This window comes from Chitinophaga niabensis (assembly GCF_039545795.1).
Classification (GTDB): domain Bacteria; phylum Bacteroidota; class Bacteroidia; order Chitinophagales; family Chitinophagaceae; genus Chitinophaga; species Chitinophaga niabensis_B.
On the sequence record NZ_CP154260.1, the window covers coordinates 5007416 to 5026788 of the forward strand.

The 19373-nt window shown below is 46.7% G+C and carries 12 protein-coding genes; 3 read left to right on the forward strand and 9 right to left on the reverse strand.

The window, feature by feature from the left end; genetic code table 11:
* Positions 1 to 299 precede the first annotated feature (299 nt).
* The 6 genes from AAHN97_RS19870 to AAHN97_RS19895 all read right to left on the reverse strand — a co-directional run bounded on the left by AAHN97_RS19870 (position 300) and on the right by AAHN97_RS19895 (position 10053).
* The gene (locus tag AAHN97_RS19870; protein WP_343303825.1) at positions 300 to 1823 is read right to left on the reverse strand and encodes a sulfatase family protein; all 1524 of its coding nucleotides are present in this window, start codon (positions 1821 to 1823) and stop codon (positions 300 to 302) included.
* 4 nt (positions 1824 to 1827) lie between these two features.
* The gene (locus tag AAHN97_RS19875; protein WP_343303826.1) at positions 1828 to 3222 is read right to left on the reverse strand and encodes a sialate O-acetylesterase; all 1395 of its coding nucleotides are present in this window, start codon (positions 3220 to 3222) and stop codon (positions 1828 to 1830) included.
* A gap of 80 nt (positions 3223 to 3302) precedes the next feature.
* On the reverse strand, positions 3303 to 5126 hold the full coding sequence (locus tag AAHN97_RS19880; protein ID WP_343303827.1) for a hypothetical protein: 1824 nt from the start codon (positions 5124 to 5126) through the stop codon (positions 3303 to 3305).
* 187 nt (positions 5127 to 5313) lie between these two features.
* Entirely contained in the window at positions 5314 to 7836 is a 2523-nt protein-coding gene (locus AAHN97_RS19885; RefSeq protein WP_343303828.1) for a family 20 glycosylhydrolase, read from the reverse strand.
* 85 nt (positions 7837 to 7921) lie between these two features.
* Positions 7922 to 8998: a glycoside hydrolase family 18 protein gene (locus AAHN97_RS19890; RefSeq protein ID WP_343303829.1), complete on the reverse strand. Its 1077-nt coding sequence runs from the start codon at positions 8996 to 8998 to the stop codon at positions 7922 to 7924.
* Positions 8999 to 9210: 212 nt separating this feature from the next.
* Complete coding sequence (locus AAHN97_RS19895) at positions 9211 to 10053, reverse strand: energy transducer TonB (RefSeq protein WP_343303830.1); 843 nt, start codon at positions 10051 to 10053, stop codon at positions 9211 to 9213.
* Between the two features lie 131 nt (positions 10054 to 10184).
* Between AAHN97_RS19895 and AAHN97_RS19900 the strand changes: the two genes are divergently transcribed.
* Genes AAHN97_RS19900 through AAHN97_RS19910 form a run of 3 tightly spaced genes read left to right on the forward strand, consistent with a single transcriptional unit; the run spans position 10185 to position 15857 of the window.
* Positions 10185 to 11549 carry a TolC family protein gene (locus AAHN97_RS19900; RefSeq protein ID WP_343303831.1) on the forward strand — a complete coding sequence of 455 codons (1365 nt, stop codon included), beginning with the start codon at positions 10185 to 10187 and terminating at the stop codon, positions 11547 to 11549.
* Between the two features lie 53 nt (positions 11550 to 11602).
* On the forward strand, positions 11603 to 12649 hold the full coding sequence (locus AAHN97_RS19905; RefSeq protein ID WP_343303832.1) for an efflux RND transporter periplasmic adaptor subunit: 1047 nt from the start codon (positions 11603 to 11605) through the stop codon (positions 12647 to 12649).
* Between the two features lie 13 nt (positions 12650 to 12662).
* Positions 12663 to 15857 (forward strand): efflux RND transporter permease subunit, encoded by a 3195-nt coding sequence (locus AAHN97_RS19910; RefSeq protein ID WP_343303834.1) that lies wholly within the window; start codon positions 12663 to 12665, stop codon positions 15855 to 15857.
* 231 nt (positions 15858 to 16088) lie between these two features.
* Here the strand turns inward: AAHN97_RS19910 and AAHN97_RS19915 are convergent, their stop codons facing one another.
* From AAHN97_RS19915 to pgl, 3 genes are all read right to left on the reverse strand, one after another.
* A complete protein-coding gene (locus tag AAHN97_RS19915) occupies positions 16089 to 17954 on the reverse strand; it encodes a monovalent cation:proton antiporter-2 (CPA2) family protein (RefSeq protein ID WP_343303835.1) in 1866 nt (621 codons plus the stop codon).
* A gap of 12 nt (positions 17955 to 17966) precedes the next feature.
* Positions 17967 to 18572, reverse strand: a complete 606-nt coding sequence (locus AAHN97_RS19920; RefSeq protein WP_343303836.1) for an NAD(P)H-dependent oxidoreductase — start codon at positions 18570 to 18572, stop codon at positions 17967 to 17969.
* 70 nt (positions 18573 to 18642) lie between these two features.
* The gene (gene pgl, locus AAHN97_RS19925) at positions 18643 to 19368 is read right to left on the reverse strand and encodes a 6-phosphogluconolactonase (protein WP_343303837.1); all 726 of its coding nucleotides are present in this window, start codon (positions 19366 to 19368) and stop codon (positions 18643 to 18645) included.
* Between the last annotated feature and the right edge of the window lie 5 nt (positions 19369 to 19373).

Sequence of the window (19373 nt, forward strand, 5' to 3'; positions counted from 1 at the left end):
TTGCTGCGGAAATTACTGTATTAAACACATGCGGAAGTTGCTTTATTAAAAACATGTGCACCTTGCTGCGGAAATTACTGTATTAAACACACGTGCACCTTGTTGCCGAAATTACTGTATTAAAGGATCATATTCGCTGATATAACATAGCTCCTTTTTTCTTATATTTGGGTATCCCTCCCTATAGTTATAATACTATTTTCACACTCTTCACATAGGCTTCACCTTCGGTTCTCCTTCGGTTCAGGTTCGGTTCACCTTCGGTCAGCCATATTGGTTAATATAGTACCATTAAGCCCCTATTTCGAATCATCTTTATACTGCTTCCGTAACGCTTCCAGTTTTTGATGCAATGTTACAGCAATACCCTTATATGCGGGATCCCCATACACATTCTTCATTTCCGTAGGGTCCTTTTGCAGATCATACAACTCCCATTTATCTATGTCGTTATAGAAATGAATGAGTTTATAACGATCCGTGCGCACACCGTAATGCCTGCGTACTTTATGCTCTCCGGGGAATTCATAATAATGATAATAGATCGCATCACGCCAGGCGGTTTTCTTTCCTTCCATTAAAGGTTTCATGGATCTGCCCTGCAGATCAACAGGTAATTTCACACCTGCATACTCCAGGAAAGTGGGCGCATAATCAATGTTCTGCACCATCTCCTTCACTTCTCCCTTCTTCTTAATACCAGCGGGATAACGCATGACCATAGGCATCACCAAAGACTCTTCATACATAAAACGTTTATCATACCAGCCATGTTCTCCCATATAAAAACCCTGATCTGAAGTATAGATAACAATGGTGTTTTCTGCGAGACCATGTTGATCCAGGTAATCCAGCACGCGGCCAACATTACGATCCACAGAAGCAATGCAGCGCATGTAATCTTCCATGTAACGCTGATATTTCCATTCTGCCAATGCTTTACCTGTTAGCTTATCCCTTTTGAATGCTGCAATGATGGGATTATATTCTTTGTCCCATGCAGCCTTCTGTTGAGCGTTCATTCTTTCTGTACCGGATACTTTCTGCTGCCAGGGCCTTTCACGGTTAGGATCACTGCTGGTATCCACTTTCAGATCAGAAGCCAGGTGCATATGATTGGCAATGGTCATCTCCTGTAAACCAGCCGCTGTGCGCCCTTCGTAGTTATCATAAAAATTAGGCGGCAAAGGATATTTGCGGCCACGGAATTTATCGAAGTCTGCCGTATCCGGCAACCAGGTACGATGTGGGGCTTTGTTGTACAACAGCAGGCAAAAAGGCTGGGTAGTATCTCTTCCGTCCAGCCAGTTCAATGCCTTATCTGTGATGATATTGGTGGCATATCCCTCAACCCGCTCCCGCTTTCCATCCATTTTGATGAAATCAGGATTGTAATATTGTCCCTGTCCGGGTACTACCGTCCAGTAATTGAAACCGGTTGGCTCGCTTACCAGGTGCCACTTTCCTACGAGGGCTGTTTGGTAACCTGCCTTTTGCAGAAGCTTCGGGAAAGTTTGTTGTGAACTGTCGAACCGCACATTGTTATCAATGTGCCCGTTGAGGTGAGAGAATTTACCGGTTATGATCACCGCGCGGCTGGGCGCACAGATAGAATTGGTGCAATAGCTTCGTTTAAAGACCAAACCTTCTTTTCCGATCCTGTCTATGTTCGGCGTTTCTGTCAGTCCTTTGTGAAAAGTACTGATGGCGTTCTGCGCATGATCATCAGACATGATCATAATGATATTAGGTCTTTTCTTTGTTTGGGCGAAACCATTGAATGCTATCAGCAGCGCACAGCCCGCGAGGATCATTTTCTTCATGTCATTACTTTTCTTCCCAGTTATCAGTACGGAATGGGTTCACCGGTAAACCTGCTTTATTGAAGATATTCCCGATGGCTGTATTCGTAAATGCAAACCGTACGGCTTCCGGTTGCTTCACTGTTTTGGCAGATACCGTTACCGTATTACCTTTCACAACAACATCCGCAGGAACAAACTGATGGTCTGCTCCGGCAACAAAAAACTGCTCTGCTTTTTTACCTTTCAGCACCAGGCCGTCTTCCGCATTATCAAAGTGCAGGATGATCTTGTTATCCTTTTTCTCCATCTGTGAAAACTGCGGGCTTTTATAGGCAATGCCTGTTTTGCCGTATGTATCGCTGAGTGCCCAGTTGGCCAGGCGAAGGCCTACATCATGTTTGTTGGTGGGATGAATGTTTCCGGTATCAGCTACCAGGTCTGTAATAACAGCCATGCCTGTACGCGGGAACTGCAATGCTGCTGTTTGTGCTTCTCTCAGCAGGGCACCTTTGATAGTTCCCTTACCATAGTTGTAAGGAGCGATCTGTACAAAGTAAAAAGGGAATTCTTTGTTCCATGCTTTGCGCCAGGAACTGATCATGGTACCCATCAATTTCGTATAGGTACTGGCGGTCCCCGTGTTACTTTCTCCCTGGTACCAGATAGCACCTGCAATACTAAAGTTAGTGATCGGCGCAATCATGGCATTGTAAGTATAACCCGGTGTGAACGGCCAGCCATTACTCGGTGTGAGTTTAGTGGCAGCTTCTTTCAGGATTGGATCTTTTTCCACTTCCGGCGCAGGTGTCCAAACCTCTGCAGGTGTACCTCCCCAGCTGGTATTGATAAGGCCGATGGGAATGTTGAGGTCATGCCGTAATTTCTTTCCAAAGAAATACCCTACCGCGCTGAACCCTTTCAGTGTATTGGAATCACAGGCTACCCAGGTGGCACTGCAGTCGTCCTGCGGATAAGCTGCTGTTGTATTGGGGATCTGGAAAAAGCGGATCTTACTATCTGCACAGGTAGGAAATTCTGCTTTCACATCCTGCAGGCCCTGGTAAGAACTCCAGGCCATATTGCTCTGCCCGCTGCAAACCCATACTTCACCTATCAGCACGTTTTCCAGTTTCAGCAGGTTGTTTCCCTGTAAAGTGATGGTATAAGGACCGCCCGCTTCAGGTGTTTTAATATTGATACTCCATTTAGCATCCCTGGTGGTCACCACTGAATCAAGTTGATTATTCCAGGAAGTATGTACCCTCACCTTTTCACCGGCATGCGCCCAGCCCCAGAGTTTTACAGTAGAATTCCTCTGCAATACCATATTACTGGCAATCACAGCAGGCAGGCGGATCTGAGCAGTTGCGCAGAAGCAGCATAATAAAAGAAAGAACGTTGATAGTAAACGTGGCATGTCGTTGAATAGATTTAAGGTAAGAAGTAGACAGTTTCGTCCGGTCAAATTAATAAACCTAAGCCAGAATCACAATGCCCTTAACGGAACTGCAGGAAAGAAGGGGCACGCATCGCGAAAATATCGAAACGGAAATCCACCACGGTGGTGATCTCAAAATATACATTACGCTGGCCGGGAGGGGCATCTGGATAATAATACGCTCCCAGTTTGAAAGTGTTCAATTGCAGGTTTTCATTCCTGATCCTTACCCCCAGCCCATATCCTGTATACACAGGATTCTCCAGTAAATAGTTGTTCTTGAAAGATACCTGTGATGCCTGTACGGAAGCAAAGAAATTAAACTTGAAGCCATATACTTTCCAGGGACTGTAATAGACTCCCTCTGAACGCAGGTTGATCCGGTGAAAACCACTCACCTTGGTATCCCTGTATCCCCAGATACCTCGTTCCATATTTATATCCAGTGGTTTATAGAAGTAATTGTTAGGATTGCCGAGATAATCGATGTTCACAAATAACCGGAAGGCTCCTTTCCAAAAACGCATCAGGCGGCTGTAATAAGCAGCCTTGGCGCTGATCACCATATCCTCAGAAATATTCCGCTGCCAGAAACTACTAATGCCTGCACCTATACTAAGCAAGCCATTCAGCCGGGTATGCCAGTTTTTTTCTCCTTCCAGCCCTGTATAGAAACGTTTCCTGTCCATCCAGTTCTCCCAGCCGGCAGACAAGCCCATCCTGTAACCATAGGGAATATCCTCCGTGCGGCCGAAACCAAAGAACTGATGGGTTTTGAAGAAGTCCTGTTTAAAAAACAATAACTGTCCCAGGTAATAATGCCGGTCATTATAGATGGGGTCTTTGATGAATGCCGGCTGAGAAGGATTCTTATCAAACTTCAGGTTATAATACCGGCCCAGGATAGCCAGGTTAGCTTTGTTCTCAGATTCTCCATCATTCCGGAAACGGTTTAAGAAACTGTACCCCGTCCAGACATCCAGTACTTTATAGGCATAATCCCGGAAAACACTGTCTGCCTGCCCATAAATGTTGATAGAATAATTCCGGGAGAGGGAGAAACCACCGGCGAACTTTGCGGAGTTCCGGTATAGCGGTCTTTCCACCTGCAGGTAATAGGATCCTTCATATACATTACTGTCCAGTGGCAACTGTGTGTTCAGATGAGTGTAGCCTACGGCAGCATCCAAAAAGGTTCCTAATATATTATATTTTGTATATCTCGCTTCCGTACCCCAGGGCCGGGCAAACGCATTATTCCAGCGGAATCCGAACATCAAACCCTGCCCTGCTCCAAAGAGGTTATTGTTGAACACCTTAGCCGCCACCGCAGTATTACTGGCTTCCCGGAGGTCCAGACCATATTCGAATACATCTTTTGTGACCACCATCACATCCACGGAATCCGAGAAAGGCGTGACCACCATAAGGATCCGGGCATCCTGGATAAATGGCCTGTTACGGAGGTACCTTTCATTATCTGCAAACTCGTAGGCATTCACCGTATCCCTTTCCCGGAAAAAGAGGGATTGTTTGATCAGCCATTCCTCCGAATCAAAATGGAGGCGGTTGGCCAGATGGATCAGCCGCATGGAAGTGGTAAAGGTGGTATCATTGATGTTCCGGGGGCCAAACACTTTTACCCGGCGGTAGTAGATACGGCGGATCGTTTTGCCGGTATGAGGCAAAAATCCCTGTTCACTCCTGATCATACTGCTATCATCTGTAGAAGGCGGTGGGTCATTGTGCCGGGAAAGCTTAAAAAGTACAGAATCCCGGTAACGCCTGCTCTTCAGAGAGTCGACATAAGTATTGAACTTCTTGAACCACCTTTTGCCCTGCGCAGGGATAGTATCCGTCTGCGCAACAGCCTTTTGTGGCATACAAAACAAAATCAGGTAACAGCTAAGGGTAGCAATGATGCTTATTTTCCAGTACAGTTTCAATTATTCCCTAGTTCGTAAACAACAATACAATTTTTTGACCAATTATACAGATTACCGGAAAAAAACAAAGGGAAGGGCAAACAATCGCTGTTTGCGCCCTCCCCTTTCAATAATTTATGCCGGTTTAGTTTTGTACGGTAACAGTTCTGCCACTTCTGCCCACACTATCATATACTTTTAGTTTTATGATCCCTTTCTGCGCTATCGGCGCCGTATAAACGGGACTTTTAGCCGTTGGCTCTTTCCCGTCAATAGTATAACGGATGATCAGGCCGGGAAGTTGTACGTTGGCCAAAACTTTTCCGTCTTCCACCACTGCGCCCGCAGTGGGGATGCGATATCCATACCCTCCGTTCCATGTTGCCAGCCGGGGCAGTTCCTTTTTACCCACCACATTGGCAAAAACGCTCCAGGCTTCATTATACAGGGCGGTGGCCTTTGCTTCATCCTTTTCTTTTGCCCAGGAAGGATCTTTTGCCCAGGCACGTTCTGCCATACCCAGGAGTTTGGGCAATAACAGGTATTCCAGCTGCGCAGGGGTTTTAACGGTTTCAGACCATAATGCAGCCTGGATACCGGGAATGTTATCCTGCCCATATTCCGTTAAACGGTCTTTCCCCACAAAAGTGGAAGCAGGTAAAGGATTACCGGCTCCATCTTCTTTGGCATTTTTATACAGGTCAAACGGAATAAAATAGAAGGGTTTGTCGATATCCACATAACCACCCCAATAAAAACCGGGTTCATAATAGTCACGCGTATACGCCATATCAAAGTAATAATTGCTTACACCGGACAGTACCACTTTATAACCTGCATTGGCCAAACGGTAAGTAAGGTCTTCCACACCACCGCCCATTACATTGTTCCATACATCCAGCTGAAAATTGCGGTTGCCAAAATCAGGATTGGCGATCATCACGGTATGCCCATCCTTTTTTGTTTTGCGCATACCTGCTTCTTCCCAACCATATAATTGCAATCCACGTTTATTCACAATCTGCGCCACTTTATCGTAGAAATAATACCACAGATCGTCCGTATGCTGCAATGCTGAATTGTCTTTGATCAGTTGTTGCGCTACGGGAGACTTCTCCCATACGCCTGCAGGTGTTTCATCACCACCCATGTGAATAACATCTAAAGGAGCCCCTGCTGCTTTATGCATCGCTACCAGTTCATCCACTACTTTTTCCAGGAATTTGTAGGTAGAAGGAAGTGCTACATTCATCACGTTATCTTTCCATTCCTGCACAGAGCGGTACTGGCTTTTATCATCCGGATCGCTCAGCCGGTATTCATTGGCCGCAGCAGTATTGCCGGCCTTGATGAATTTTGCATAACGGGCATCCATAGATTTAATCGCAGCGCGGGCATGACCAGGCATTTCAATTTCAGGGATCACTTTAATGTGCCGTGCTTTCGCGTACTGCAATATTTCTATGTAATCTGCTTTTGTGTAGAAGCCGGAGCCGGTGGTGTTATTGATATCAGGACCGGAGCCATAAGAAGGTTGTATAGCAGTCAACTCCTGCAGATCATGCCCCCTGCGCCCTCCTACTTCCGTTAATTCAGGTAAGCCGGGGATCTCTATCCGCCATCCTTCATCATCACTCATATGCAGGTGAAAAACATTGAGCTTGTAAAGCGCCATCACATCCAGCACCCTGAATATTTCTGCCTTTGCATGGAAGTTGCGGGAAACATCCAGCATAAAAGAACGAAAAGGAAAACGCGGTGCATCTGCTACCTGTGCATGCTGCAAAGTTACAGCTGCTGTGGCCCTGGCAGGTAATAAAGAACGAAGGGATTGCACACCATAAAAAGCACCTTCTGCATTTGGTGCCGTGATCACAATACCGTTATCATCAATGCTCAATGTATAACTGTCTTTTATTGCGGCTTGTGTAATGCGGATGTTGGCTTTCTCATTACCCAGCTTAGCAGGTTTGCCGAACACTTTAGATAATTCTGCTGCCAGGAAACCAGCTTCCTGTGCAAAAGCCGGATCAGCACTGATAGTTACATCGGAACCTAACAGGTACCTGCCCTCTTTCTTTTCATAAGTAAGAGGCGTGGGGAAAATAGCCGGCAACTCTTCTACCGGAATATCTTTTGTGGCACTGTTCTTTTGATAAACATCTGCTGCGGTGGTCTGTGATTTTTTATCCCCGGCATTCCTGCGCAACTGCTTTTCCTGTGTGGAAGGGATCACTTTGAATTCCGCAAAGGAATACCCTTTTGCCGGTTCCTGGTCCCATACGATGTATGGCCCGTCCGGCGCATCCGTGTAATTAGTGACCCAGGCCACGGAAACAATGTTGATCTTTAAGGAATCCCCCGGAGCAATACCTTTAAAAGCAGCCGTTGGTTTTAAAGTGTACAGGTGCCCGTTGATGTGCCCTGCTTCAATTCCGGGCGCCACTTCTCCCGGTGTTACAAAACGGATGAAGTTGTAATAGATCGTCCAGCCGGAAGCCGGAAAAGCTTTTTTCGTTTTGTTGGTGATGGTGAACGTGGATAAAGACTGCGCCTTCCCCTGGTAACCATTCTCTACCAACTCCCAGGAAATAGTCAAACCATTCGTTTTCTGCGCCTGGGCGAAAGAGCTGAATAGTAAACAAACAAACAAAAATCTGAGCTGCATATAATTAGGATTTAATTACAGTTATCAAAAACGAATAACGGCTTGAGCGGGCCGTTATTCATAATCGATCGGGCTGTAATTACTTTTAAAATGACTGATTAATGGCGTGCAGGAGATATCCTTTCGGATCGCTGGAATATTCCCAGAACATTACTCCGCCGAGTTTATGCTTCTTTACATACTTACATTTCGCTTTCACGGAACGTTCATCATCATAAGTGATGAATACGTTATTCACCGGGTGAAACAGGTAAGGTGCTTTGGCACGTTTATCCCAGTGACGGTCATAACCCTGAATCATCAGGCTGTCTTTCAAACGGGTGTAACCTCCACTGCGGGCACTGTTCAGTGCCTGGCGGTTAAGGCCTTTATTTTCGCCATTAGGCATCGTCCAGCCGCGGCCATAAAATGCAACACCCATCACGAGTTTCTCTGCAGGTACGCCCGCCCGGAGATACAGTCTTACGGAACGGTCCGCAGAAGCTTCTGTAGAATCCTTCGTTGAACCATATAAGTTAGTATGGTGACCGGCAATGCCTTTACCATCTGTTTTATAATCGTAGGTCATGATGTTCACATAATCCAGGTATTGCTGGGCGATGTGCATCTCTGTATGATCAATGAAATACTGGCCGCCGCCTACTGCTGTGGTGAGCTGGTACTTTTTACCGGTTTCCTTTTCCAGGGAATCCAGTGAAAGGCGGATGGCTTTGAACATAAGGGTGTAGTTCTTTTTATCCTCCGGGCGGTAGATATTACCTTCTTCACCGGGAACACCGGGATATTCCCAATCAATGTCCACTCCGTCCAGTTTATATTTCCGGACGATGTCCACAGCCGTAGCGGCAAAAAGCTGCTGGCCTTGTTCTGTGAGTACGGCATCTGAGAAGTTCTCGGACCAGGCCCATCCACCAATGGAAATCAATATCTTAAGATCAGGGTTCCTTTGTTTGAGGGCATTAAGTGTACGAAAGTTGATGGAGTCCGTGGCTTCGTTAGTGAGCCAGGCCTGCCCTTTCTTCACATCCACAAAGGCGTAATTGATATGGGTGAGTTTTTCCACTTCTATGGAAGCAGGGTCTTTGATCAATCCGCGATAGCCGCCAACATAGGCGATCACTACAGGTTTTCTGCGTTCTTTGTCAGTCTTTCTGAAGGCCATGCAAAAGAAGAGTATAGATGATAAAAGGAGAATTGGATAGCGCATCCTTAAAAATACTAAAAAGGCGGGATAGTTCTGATAAGTGTATGCATTTAACAAAAAGGGCCAACCTGAAAAGGCCGGCCCTAATATCATATCCACATTTAGCGTCATCTACTGCTAATAATAGATGTCGGGGAGATGATGCAGGAATGAGCATGATTCCATAAATATCATTGATCAGCGAGTGTAAATCTTATGGGTAAGTTGAAATAAACGGCTACGGTCTCTCCATTTTGTTTGCCAGGCTTCCATTTCGGCATTTTCTTCACTACCCGCATGGCTTCCTCTTCCAACCCGCCTCCTTTTTTGGCTCCTTCTATGGTTACGTTATTGATCTCTCCATTTTTGTCTACAACAAATTTCACGAACACAGTTCCAGAGATGCCATTATCGGAGGCTACGCTGGGATAATGCATATTATTCCGCAGGAACTTCATCAAAGCAGCTTCCCCACCCGGGAACTCCGGCATCATTTCTACAATCATGAATATCTCTTCTTTTTCTTTTGCTTTAGGTGCTTCAATTACTCCTGTTCCTCCTTTCACTCCATCCGGCACCTCAAAATCAACACCGTCAGGATCGCCAGCTGCATTTGCCACACCGATCACCTTATCTATCAGATCTTCATTTTTTGGCACTTCATCTTCAGGTTTTACATCTTCATCCGGCGCAATTCTGAAAATAGCCGCATCTACCGTTGCTTTTGCTGCTGGCGGCGGTTCCTGTCTTACGGGAGGAGGAGTGTAAACAGGCGGTTCCTCCTTTATTTTCGCCTCTATCATTTCAGGCTCATCGTAAATGGTCAGCGCTTCATGTGTCTTATCAGAAGCGATCAGATTAGAACTGATCAGATACCCCCCAATAACCACTACTACAATAGCAGACATTCCCATCACTGCATTGCGCACACGCTTATTGTATTTCCGGCGCAGCTCATAGGCACCATAATCTTTGTTACGATCATCAAAAAGGATGTCGATAAAGTCGGAGTTTAAGAGTTTGGTTGTTTCCATGGCAGTTTGTTTTGAAGGAAGATGCGGCACCTGATATTTTCCATAAGCGGCCGGGAACAATGAACATTTTTCGGTAGATTGTTGTTGTATAGGCACACCCTTCGGTTCTCTAAATGAATACTTTAGTCAACATGAAAAGCTGGAACCCGTCAACTGCCCTTCGCGCAATACTGCTGGTTACCACTGCTATGGCCGTCCTGCAGCCTGCGCAGGCCCAGCAGGATACTGCCCGTTCGTATCAATTTTCGCTGGAGGAGTGTATCCAATATGCCCTGGCCAACCAGCCTAAAGTGCAAAATGCCCGGTTAAGTAGGGAGGCTTCCAGGGAAAGGATCAGGGAGAGTACCGGGAAGTTATTACCCCATGCTAATATCACCGGAAGTTTTACCGACAACCTCAAACTACAGACCTCCGTTATCCCCGATTTTGCCAATGATCCTAATAACAAAATACCCGTTCAGTTCGGTACAAAATATGCCTCTGCTGTTACCGGCCAGGTGAACCAGACCATCCTCAACAGCGATTATTTTCTCGGCCTCAAAGCTGCTAAAGTATATGATGAATTGTCTGTCCGCGATCTCGAACGTACCGCCATCGATACCCGTGTGCAGGTAAGCAATGCTTATTTCAATGTGCTCGTGAGCCGGGAAAGCATCCGCCTGGTGGATGCCAATATCGTACGCCTGCAAAAGACCCTGAAAGATACCCGTGCCCGTTATGACGAAGGTGTTTCCGAAAGGATAGATGTGGACCGTATGCAGGTATCTTTTAACAATGCAGAAACCCAGCGTGCCAACCTGGAACGCTTACAGCAATATTCCCTGGATGTATTGAAGTTCAATATGGGCATGCCCCTGCAAAGTACCCTGGAACTGGAAGAAGATGTAAAATCCTTTGCCGGTATCCGCGAAATGCCGGACAGCCAGCAATATAATATCCAGGACAGGCCGGAGTATCATATGCAACGGGTACAGGTGGAACTGAACAGGCTGGACCTTAAAAGCAAACGCCTGGGCATTGTACCTACTTTAAGCGCCTTCATTAATTATGGGGTGAACTGGTTCGCCCCCCAGTTCTCTGATCTCTACAAAACCGGCTATGGCAATTCAGCCATGGGACTTACCCTCAACTTCCCCATTTTTACGGGAACGGAAAGGATCCACCAGGTAGCACAGTCCCGCATCACACTGAAGCAATCAGAAAACGATCTCACTAATCTTTCACAGCAGATCCAACTGGAAGTGCGGGATGCTTACACCAATTATCAGAACAATACCACTTCCCTGCTCACCCAGGAAAAGAACATGGCCCTTACACAGGGGGTGTACGACAGAGTAGTGCTGAAATTCGACCAGGGTGTTTCCAGCAGTTTGGATGTGGTGTCTGCAGACAATGAATTGAAACAAGCGCAAAGTGATTATATCAATGCCCTCCTTGATACGCTGATCAGCAAAGTGAAATTGGATCAGGCTATGGGCAAGATCAAAGTACAATAACGATCATCAAAATAATTACCATGTACCTCCCCAGGAGCATTTACACTTTACCAATGTGTCTGCTGCTATGCGCCTGTGGCGGAAAGCAGAAGCCCGCTCAGGGTCCCATGCCCCGCAACACCGTTAGCACTTTTGAAGTTAAACCGGCCACGTATGTTGTTACGGAAACCTTCCCGGCTACTTTAACAGCTCACAGCATTGTGGAGATACGTTCTGATGTGACCGGTTTCCTGGAAACCATCCGTGCAAAAGATGGCAGTGCGGTAAAAAAAGGACAGGTATTGTATGAAATAGACAGGAGCCGCAGTATGGCAAGTTACGATCAGGCCAAAGCATCTGTGTCCCAGGCAGAAGCTGATCTTGCCCAAAAGCAGCGCGACCTGGAACGTTATTCCAACCTATTGAAGCAGGATGCCATTGCACGGCAAACAGTAGAGCAGGCATCTACACTTGTTAAAACAGCAGAAGCAAATCTCGCTGCGGCCAAAGCAGCACAGGCAAGGTCCGGAACAGATATCAGCCATGCCGTGATCCGCGCCCCGGTGAATGGGAAAATAGGTATTGCCCTGGTACGTGTAGGCGACCTGGTGAGTGCAGGGCAAACAACCATCAACACCCTCGTGAATGAAGATCCCATCTATGCAGATATCGACCTGCCCCAGAGCAGGTACGCCGAATTTAAAAAAGGCGGGCAGCAAAGATATTTTATTGTGCAGGATGGTGGCGCTGTATATCAACAGGAAGGAAAGGTATTACTGATCAACAATATCATTGATCCGCAAACCGGCACCATCCGTGTACGCCTCACCTTCCCCAATAAGGAAGAAATACTGAAGTCAGGTATGTCTGCTGTAGTGCAGTTAAAATATAATACGGCAGACACGGCACTGGCAATTCCCTCCAAAGCAATTGTAGAGTTGCTGGGTGAAGTAAAAGCTTTTGTGGTAGATCAGCACAACGTAGTGCAGCAACGGAATATAGTAAGAGGCCCCATTGTAGACAGCCTGCTGCTGATCCGTTCCGGATTGCAGCCGGGAGACAGGGTGGTAGTGGAAGGCATTCAGAAAATCAGGCCGGGCGATACGGTGAATATTAAATAGAATACAACGCAGCATGATCTCAAAAACATTCATAGAAAGGAAGAACACCACTATTGTGATTTCGATCATCCTGGTGATTGTGGGCCTCATCTGCATGGTAAATCTGCCGATCGCACAGTTGCCGGATATTGCGCCCCCAGTGGTGGCAGTAAGTGCCAACTACATAGGAGCGAACTCTACCACCGTGGAAGAAACAGTGACCACTCCCATCGAAAACCAGGTGAACGGTACACCCGGTGCCATGTACATCCAGTCTGTTAGTGCAAACGATGGTTCCATGAGTATCACTGTTACTTTTAACATTGGTACCAATCCGGATATCAGTGCATTGGATGTACAGAACCGGGTAAGTCTTGCACTCCCATCTGTTCCCGATGATGTAAGAAGGGTGGGTGTAACTACCAAGAAACGTTCTAATGATATGTTGATGGTGGTAGCATTGAATTCACCGAACGCTTCTTACGATCGTAACTTTCTCGATAACTATCTGAACATTTATATCAAACCTGAAATTGCCCGGATCGAAGGAGTGGGTGATGTGAATGCGTTTTCACAGGATTATAGTATGCGCATATGGCTGAACCCAGATAAGATGGCTTCGCTGGGTATCACTACTTCAGATGTAGCACGTGCCATACAGGAACAGAATACACAAGCGCCTGCCGGTGTACTGGGTGCTCCTCCTGCCAATAACAAACAGGCTTTTGAATATACGGTAAAAGTAAAAGGGCGTTTGCTGGATGCGGAAGAGTTTGGCAATATCATTATTTCTGCCAATCAGCAAACCGGTTCCCTGATCCGCTTAAAAGATATTTCCCGGCAACAGCTGGGGTCCTTTTCCTATGCAGTGGAAGTAAAGGCAGATGGCAAACCTGGTACAGGTATGGCCATTTACCTTTCTCCCGGGGCTAATGCCCTGGATGTGGCAGAACGCGTAGAAAAAAGATTTGCAGAACTCGCCAAAACATTCCCGCCGGATGTGCAATGGCTGGTACCTTTTGAAACCGTTTCTTTCGTTAAGATCTCTATCGATGAAGTGATTGAAACCTTTGTTGAAGCACTGCTGCTTGTAATATTAGTGGTATATCTCTTCCTGCAAAGCTGGCGTGCCACACTGGTACCTGTATTGGTAATTCCCGTTTCCATCATTGGCACCTTCATCTTTTTCACCTTACTGGGCTTCTCCATTAATACACTTACGCTGTTTGGATTTGTATTGGCCATCGGGATTGTGGTGGATGATGCGATTGTGGTGGTGGAAGCCGTTCAGCATCATATAGATGTAAATGGCATGACGCCGCTGAATGCTACATATAAAGCCATGTCCGAAGTACAGGCACCGGTTATTGCTATTGGTTTGATATTAGCTGCAGTGTTTGTACCCGTTGCTTTTATACCGGGTGTGAGCGGAAGGTTATATCAGCAATTTGCATTGACCATTGCATTCTCTGTGATACTTTCTGCCTTCCTGGCATTGACCTTAACACCCGCACTTTGCGCTATTATGCTGCGCCCTTCCAACCTGAATGAAAAATCAAGGGGCATCAATAAACTGCATTACAAGTTCAACAAATGGTTCACCCGTTTTACAGACCGTTATACACATGGTGTTCGCCGAGCGATCAAACAAACGGTATTGGTGCTGATACTGCTGGGTATCCTGTTCGGCGCAGCTTTTATCCTCTTTAAAAAAGTACCTACTACGTTTGTACCGCAGGAAGATATGGGCGCCATGTTCCTTTCCCTTGAATTACCGGATGCAGCTTCCTCTCAAAGGACCAGGGAGATAGCGACCCGTGTAAACCAGATCCTGTCGGAAGATTCTGCCGTGAATCACTACATGGGTGTGACAGGTATCAACTTCATTGCAAATGCTATCAAACCCAACTCGGCTACCTGGTTTGTAAACCTGAAACCATGGGGCGTTCGTTACCCAAAAGGGGATAATATTAATAAAGTAGTAGGCCGTATACAGGGAAAACTTGCTCAGATAACAGAAGCCTCTGTACTCGCGCTACCCTCTCCCACCCTGCGTGGATTGGGTACCTCCAGTGGCTTCTCTTATGTACTGGAACAAAAAAGCGGCACAGACCTTGCAGAATTCAACAGAGTACTCGGCCAGGTGTTGATGGCAGCGAACCAACGTCCTGAAATTGCGATGGCATATGCATTCTTCAGTGCTAAAACACCGGAGTACAATATTGAAGTGGACCGCGACCGCTGTAAACAAATGGGCGTAGCCGTTACAGATGTGTTCGGCGCTTTGCAGACCTTCCTGGGTGGCGCGTATGTGAACGACTTCACCAAATTCGGACGCAGCCTCCGTGTGGTATTACAGGCAGATACCGCATACCGTAAAGATATCGATGCACTCAAATCTTATTTCGTTCGTAATGTAAGAGGAGAAATGGTACCGCTCAGTACACTGATCCGTTCAAAACTGGGAGCAGGTGCACCGGTGATCAATCACTTCAACCTGTACAGGTCCGTAGAGATCAGTGGTACCGCTAAACCGGGATTCAGTAGTGGTGATGCTATCAAGGCCATGGAAGAAGTTTCCGCACAGGTACTCCCTGCTAACTTTGGTTATGAGTGGACGAATATTTCCCGGCAGGAAATTGAAGCCGGCAACAGTAGCATGATGATCTTCGGCCTCTCTATCCTTTTCGTATTTCTACTATTAACCGCGCTATATGAAAGTTGGTCTGTCCCTTTCTCCGTACTATTGGCAGTTCCGGTAGCCCTGTTTGGATCTATCCTTGCTTTGTGGCTAACCGGACAAGCCAATAGCGTTTACTCGCAGATTGGCCTGATCACCCTGATCGGGCTATCTGCGAAAAACGCCATCCTCATTGTGGAATTCTGTAAAGAGCGGGTGGACAGGGGCATGCCTTTGATACAGGCAACGCTGGAAGCAGTGAGCCTGCGTTTCAGGCCCATCCTCATGACTTCCTTCGCTTTCATCCTTGGTGTTACACCACTCGTACTCTCAGAAGGAGCAGGTGCTGCGTCAAGACTGAACATTGGTTTCACGGTAATTGGAGGTATGCTGGCGGCCACACTGCTGGCCATCTTTACGGTACCTGTACTGTATGTGCTGATCACAAGGATCGCTTATGGTAAGAAGAAGCTGGCACAGATGGAAGAAGAAGGCAAACGCTGGGAAGCTGAAAACGGCGGGCATGGCGGACATGGGGCAGGGCATTGATCATTCGCCAAAAACACTTCTCAAGAAAAATCCAAAAACACTTTTCAAGAAATAAAAACCGCTGCCCTCGGTTGCGTGGCAAGCACCTCTCAAAAAATAAAAAACCTCCGCCCTCTGCTGCGCGGCAAGTACCTCAAAAAATAAAAAACTTCCGCCCTCTGTTGCGTGGCAAGTACCTCTCAAAAAATAAAAAACCTCCGCCCGCTGCTGCGCGGCAGGCTCTATGCACTATTAATTCCTTTCTTCTGCATCATTTTTATTCCATCCTGCATCGCGGACCATTAAGTTCGTGTAGCTATCTGCCTGAATAAGTTTCTGCAGTTCATCTATCCGTTCCTTCATCACATTTACATATTGTTTATCATCCCGGTAAGCTGCCATTCCTTTTAAGGATTGTTCATCAAACTTGCGGAACATACGGGCAGCACGTTGCGATTGATAAGCACGGTGGCCCAGCATTTCAAGTGCATCGGATGCCATACGGAGAGAAGTATCCACCGTTTCCCTGTAGATATGTAACACACCTGAATTCATAAGATCAAAAGCATCCGCATTTTCAGTAGCTCTCACCAGCATCTGCAAATGCGGGAAATGTTTTTTAACGGCATCTACTACCTCCAGATTCTTCTCAGGTGTTTCCATGGCAATAACAATCAGTTTGGCTTGCATGGCACCTGCAGATTGCAGCATATCCATACGGGCTGCGTCTCCGTAATACACCTTCAGTCCCATTCTCCTTAACAGGTCTACCCTGTCGGAATCCAGGTCCAGCACTGTAGAACGAACGCCACTGGCACGCAGGAAACGGCCAACGATAGTACCGAAATGATCAAAGCCGGCAATGATCACAGGGTTCTTTTCGTCTATTTTATCAGGTTCTCTTTCGACATTTTTAGCACCACAACCAAAGTTGGGCACAATCCATTTTTCATGCGCCAGTAACACCAAAGGTGTGAGGGCCATACTAATAGCCACCACTGCCATCATAAGGCCCACTATCCGTTGTGGTAATAATGCAGATTGCAGGGCGAAGGAAAATAACACAAAGGCAAACTCTCCTACCTGGGGCAGCGCGAAAGCAAACAACAGGTTCTGTTCTCCACTCAGGCGGAACAACCTGCCTAATCCCAGTAACACACCAAACTTCACCAGCATAATACCGAGCACAAGCCCCAATATCAACAAGGGTTCTGCAAGCACCAGTTTGAAATCGATGGAGGCACCTACACCTATAAAGAACAATCCAAGCAACAATCCCTTGAAGGGTTCAATATCACTTTCCAATTCATGACGATATTCACTGTTGGCTAACACAACACCTCCAAGGAAAGCCCCCAGTGCAGGACTCAACCCTACTAAAGTCATCAGCACTGCAATTCCCACTACCAGTAATAATGCAGAGGCCGTAAATAGTTCACGCAGCCTTGTGCGCGCAACAATATGTAAGATGGGCTTCACCACAAAACGCCCGCCAATGCCAAGAGCAGATACTGCACCTAATACGATCAATGTTTTTGCCCAGGCCGGTTGATTGGCAATGAGAGAGGTGCTTTCTGCATGCACCGCATCAGTACCCGCTGGTGCGAGTAAGGGGAAAATAGCCAGCATGGGGATCACTGCAATATCCTGGAACAGTAATACAGAAAAGGTACTCTGGCCGGCAGCGGAACCCATCTGTCCTTTTTCTGTTAGTATCTGTAGTACAATAGCCGTAGAAGAAAGAGAAAGGATCATGCCCAGGATCAATGACTCATTGAAAGGCATGCCTAATGAAAAAGATAATCCTGCTATTAAGATAGCCGTAACGGTTACCTGCAATCCGCCCATTCCAAGGATAGGCGCACGGAGTTTCCAGAGTAAAGATGGCTCCAGTTCCAATCCAATCAGGAACAACATCATCACTACACCGAATTCTGCAAAGTGCATCAGATCCTGTCCTCCCTGGCCTATCAATCCCAGCAAAGCAGGGCCAATGATAATACCACCTATCAGGTATCCCAATACGGAACCCAGGTTGAGCTTTTTGGCAAGAGGTACAAATACCACCATGGTGGCGAGATAAACTAAAGCCTGGTAGAAAAAGGATTCGTTAGACATGTAGACTCTCTGTTAGGATGAATGATCAGGTGCTCCTACTAGTGCATTGATATAGTATTGCTGCTGTGCCTGCGGCAGATCTATTTTGCCGGACTGCAGACCTTTTAGTAATTCAACATAAGCTGCTGCATATGTACTCAGCTGCTGTGCAGTGAGGTTATTACTATCATGCACCACAAAAGGCGGCAGGTACTGCATATTGCAGAGCGTAGCGGTTTGCTCATAAGGTAACATGAACTGTTTTAGCGGATAGCCATGATGCCCTTCCGGGGAATACGACTGTTCCTTTCCGCCAGCCGAAATAACATTCATGAGATATTTCCCTTTCAATGCAACACCTTCATGGCCATAAGCCCAGCCATGCTGCAATACCAGGTCTACCCATTGTTTCAGCAATGCAGGGCCGCTATACCAGTAGAAAGGATGTTGAAAGATAATGATGTCATGTTCCGTCAGGAGTTTTTGTTCTATCCCGGGCACCACATCAAAATCAGGATATACTTCGTAGAGATCGTGCAGGGTAACATCCGGCAAACCAGCTGCGGCTTTCAGCAGTGCAGCATGTATGCGGGAGCGTTCAAACGCAGGGTGTGCAAAGAGGAGAAGGACTTTGGCCATGTTAAACGTTACGAATTATCAATTACACATACGAATGATAATTGCTGCGCAATTGATAATTCGTACAGTTTTATACTTGCAGCGCTTCAGCCGCCGCTTCATCTACAAACCAATGCAGTTCCCCATTTTCGGGACGGATCAGTTGAGAAGGATAACGGTCGGGATCAGGCGCGCCATTGATGACACCTTGTAAAGTGAGTGCCTTTCCTGCACCTGTTGCCATAAACACTACACTGGAAGCGAGGTTGGTAACCGGAGCAGTGAGTGTGATGCGATACATGTCCTGCGCTTTCAGGAAGAACGCTTTCACCCAGGCTTTCTTTTCATGCACAATAGGCAATCCGGGGAAGAGGGATAATGTATGCCCATCATCTCCCATGCCTAATAGTACCAGGTCAAATGTATTGGTTTTCCCGTCAAAATAACGGTGGAGGATCTTTTCGTATTCCGCTGCTGCAGCTTCCGGTTCAATATCCGTGCGCATCACATGAATGTTTTCAGGAGGTGTATCCGTTTTGTCCAGCAACACATCAAACGCCATACGGGCATTGTTGCGTGCATCTTCAAAAGGTACGGCCCTTTCATCTCCCCAGAAAAAATGTACCCTGGCCCAGGGGATCATATTGATATAAGGTTCTTTGGCCAGTAAAGCATACAGGCTTTTAGGCGTACTGCCGCCAGACAATACGAACGTAAAGATCTCCTGTTGCTGCAATACATCCTGGATCTTCTGGCTGATGAAAGCAGCCAGGTTCTCACTCAGCTGCTGTATATCTTTGGCGATGTGTAATTCCATGTTGC